This is a genomic window from Enterococcus sp. S183_ASV_20 (genome assembly GCF_018919685.1).
GTDB lineage: Bacteria > Bacillota > Bacilli > Lactobacillales > Enterococcaceae > Enterococcus > Enterococcus faecalis.
This window is the reverse complement of record NZ_JAHLRI010000111.1, coordinates 1-3,510: the sequence shown is the minus strand read 5'-3', so window position 1 is coordinate 3,510 and position 3,510 is coordinate 1. Positions and strand designations below refer to the sequence as shown.

Annotated in this window: 4 protein-coding genes; all 4 read right to left on the bottom strand. The window is 34.1% G+C overall.

Annotated features, from left to right (window positions below):
• Nucleotides 1-229 precede the first annotated feature (229 nt).
• Nucleotides 230-1,081, bottom strand: coding sequence for a DNA/RNA non-specific endonuclease (locus KQI94_RS15665; RefSeq protein ID WP_174091586.1), 852 nt, complete (start codon nucleotides 1,079-1,081; stop codon nucleotides 230-232).
• A gap of 37 nt (nucleotides 1,082-1,118) precedes the next feature.
• On the bottom strand, nucleotides 1,119-1,304 hold the full coding sequence (locus KQI94_RS15660) for a hypothetical protein (protein WP_010714343.1): 186 nt from the start codon (nucleotides 1,302-1,304) through the stop codon (nucleotides 1,119-1,121).
• A 284-nt stretch (nucleotides 1,305-1,588) separates the two neighbouring features.
• On the bottom strand, nucleotides 1,589-1,948 hold the full coding sequence (locus KQI94_RS15655; protein ID WP_174082600.1) for a hypothetical protein: 360 nt from the start codon (nucleotides 1,946-1,948) through the stop codon (nucleotides 1,589-1,591).
• A gap of 29 nt (nucleotides 1,949-1,977) precedes the next feature.
• Nucleotides 1,978-3,510 (bottom strand): relaxase/mobilization nuclease domain-containing protein (locus KQI94_RS15650; protein WP_216454605.1); only part of this gene is annotated, 1,533 nt, incomplete at its 5' end.

Here is a 3,510-nt window from a genome sequence, read left to right as displayed (position 1 = left end):
ATTATGAATATAATAAAGTCAAGCAGAAGAAGTAATCTGCTTGGCTTCCGTCGTAATGAGCTATTGGAAATTACAGATTAATAAATTAGCAGAGAAGCTCAAATGAAAATGTATTTTCTTTTACGTGTGTAACATATTAAGCTATCAATACTAGTAATTGTCAGCTTCTCCAACTCTTCATAAATGAAATCACTATTACATACAATCAATATTATTTTTTCTTCTTTAGTCATGTATCTTTCCTCACTTTTTTTGCTCTATCTATTTTACTTGTGCCATCTTCGTAGTTAAACACGACGTTTGGCTGCACGTTGTACTCGTACACGTTAAGATTAAGTGTACCCGCACTATCAACCGCTTGTAACCAATAACCTCGAGGCATTAATTCCTTTCCACGAAAAACTGTCACGATCTGATAAATGACTTTGTTTCCCTTGATCTTTTGTGCATCTCTGACTAGTTTCTCATAGTGCGTCTGCACTTTTTGATTGGAAAAAGCAGTTTGTGTTGCCAGGTTTTTGGGATTGTCTTGGCTTCCATTTTCACCTATCTTAAAGTTTCCGTCAATATCAAAGTTAAAGCTGGACGTATAGGCAAGTAAATGTCCGCGATTCACAATCGGATCTCCATCGATCTGTTTTTGGTGCCAACCAGTCGGTTGCCAGACTTGCCGTTCTCGTCCTTCAGAACGTCCTAAATTCTTCCTATCAAGGTAGGCAGTCACAAATGTTGTCCGGTTCAAGGAATCTAAGTCTCCATAAATCACTTTGTTTTCTTTCCAGTTGGCAATGTTTAGCATTGATTGGCCATTATTCACGTTTAAAATGGCGTTTCCGCCACTTTGGAAGTCTAGGTTAGCTAATTGGTCATATTGGTCTTGGCTATACGGGGCGGTACTTGAATTGTTTGTTTTCGATACCTCTTTATGGTCTTGTTTGCCAGTAATTGCTTGCTCCGTTTCGTGTGATTGAACCTGGCTAATCCAAGAAGTGACTTCCGTTTTACTTACTACTCCAAAGCTAGCAAACAAAACAGCTAACAAGTAACTAACTAAATATTTCTGTTTTTTCGTCATCTTCATTTTCTCCTCTCATCAAAAAGTGCAGGCACTTATAAAATTAGTGTGGGCACTTTTCCAAACCAGTTTTGAAATGAGCGTTCTCTTGCATAATTAATAGATCTAATCCATGTGCCAGGACTTTACTCTCCGAAACAGCATATTTTTTAGCTAATTTCGTTAATTCTGCTTGTTGTAAAGGATTTAGAGTAACTGTTGCACGTTTATTTTCACTTTTTATTGCCATTTTAAGAAGTCCTTTCTGATTTTTTGATTGAAACTGTTTTTTCTTGCCTTTTATTTTGCACTATTGTATTCTAAAACTACCTTAATTAATTAGTTTACATTCACTAATTTCATTTCCACAAGCTCTTTTGAGAAGCCTTATTTCCATGGCTTCTCTCTTTTTTTATTTTGAGTAAAGTCATGTTCAGATGACCCGTTCACAAGTGTCTTTTGGCACGTTTACTCTTGGTTCATATCAATCAGTTGGGTTAAATCATTTGACAGTGCTTAATTTAATTGACCTTACTACAAAATATCTTTTTGCCAAAGATAGGCTGGAATCAAGCTCAACCAAGCAGCGAGAAGAATTAACCAATCTCCTAAGTTTTCATTGAAACGGATTAGTAAGTGGATAATAAAAATTAATATTCCTGCCAACCCTATACCTGACCAATAAGTAAAGTCGGTTCGAAATTCCTCGTTTAAAATACCAGCGATTATCCCACCAAAGAATACAAATAGAAATACTACAAAAAAGAAGAACAGGAAAATAGATATAATCTTACCTAAAAGGAGCCAAAGTATCCCTAAATATTTAAAAAACAGTTGAAAAATAAAACATGGTAAAAATAATACAGTTGCCAAAATACGCCGTACAATTAGCATAAAAATCCCTCCATTCCAGGTTGACTGATCTATAATTTTGGTCTCACATCATTTTGTTTTTCGGTTTCTTTTTTGTGTACATATTGAATTTCATGAAGCTGATTCATTTCATTTCGCGTTCGTTCCAGTTTATTTTCTAACAGAGATTGACTAGTTTTAATTGCTTCAATTTCTCCTTGTACATCTTCATAAGAAAATTCTGCTAGTGTAGCGTCCGGTAACAATGTTTTCAATTTTTTCTGAATCATCTCTGGATCTCCATGCAGTTCATTTTCTAATAAGAGGTTACTCAATTGGTGTAGCTCTATCATTTTCTCGTCAAGTGTTTCTAAAGTTTCTTCTGCTTCAAGAAAAGCAGATTCTAATTTTCCTTCTAATAATTTTAGTTGTCTTGTGTCCTCTATTTCATTGGCTGCTAAAAAGTTAATGGCACTAACTAACTCATCGATGGTTCGCATCACAGGTTCCTTTTTTAGTGGTGTTTGTCCATTATATAAACGCAATTGTTTAATCAATGAAGCTCCCGTTAAGTATTTACTTTTAGTAGAATCTTTGTCGCTTATAAAATAAAAATATTCATTTCTTTTTACATAGATATTAAAGTTCCCATTATCTAATGGATCAACCTTATACCCTCCTATAAAAAGTTTCCCAGAATTCCCAAATCCGTAGTTAATATTTATATAGTAGCCCCTATCTGTTTTGTGAGATAGTTGCCAGGGTTCTATTGTAAATTGATAATCAAAATCATTTTTTTCTTGCTCACTTTTTTCTTCATATCTTTTGACACATTCTTCCACTGTTAAAACGTTTTTATTCTCTTTCAATCGTTCAATGATTTTCTCATAATTATATTTAGTAGGATCACTTTTTGATAGGCTGCGACTACGTGTGTTTTTTAATTGTGGCTCGTCTAACAGTCGGTAAGTCGTCCATTTGTTAGAAAAATCTACGAAAAGATTTAAGGCTTCTGCTTTTTCTAAAAAATCTTGGATTGAAGAACTTTGTTCTAATAAAAAGTCCAAACGACTTTTTATTTTTTGTTTATAAATGGATTCTGTCTGCCATTTTGTATATTTTGTATGAGTTTGCTTGGGTGATTTTTCAATAATCTTTGCGCCATATTCTGAAGAAACTTTATCCGATACTTTTTCGAATAGCTCTTTTGTTTTGTCTTTATTTTTTCCGTTTTGTTGCTTAATAATTTTCCAATTCAATACTTTTCCTGTCGTTAGATTCGTAGAATTTACAATGATATGGTTATGAATATGTGCTTTATCTACATGAGTGGCGACAATAAATTCATGCTCGCCGCCGGTAAATTCTAAAATTGTTTTTCGCCCAATTTCATGTACTTGCTCCGGGGTAAGATCGTCTTCAGGTGAAAAAGATTGAATCAAATGGTGTGCAAGAACAGCTTTCCCTCGTCCGTTTCCTCGTTCAATACTTTTTTTATCAAACTCTAGTTTTTCAGTCACAGGATTAAAAATAATATGCGTGCCTTTTCTTCTCGCAAACTTTTCCTTAGTTAACAAGAATTCGTTCGCTGCATCTTCTAAAAT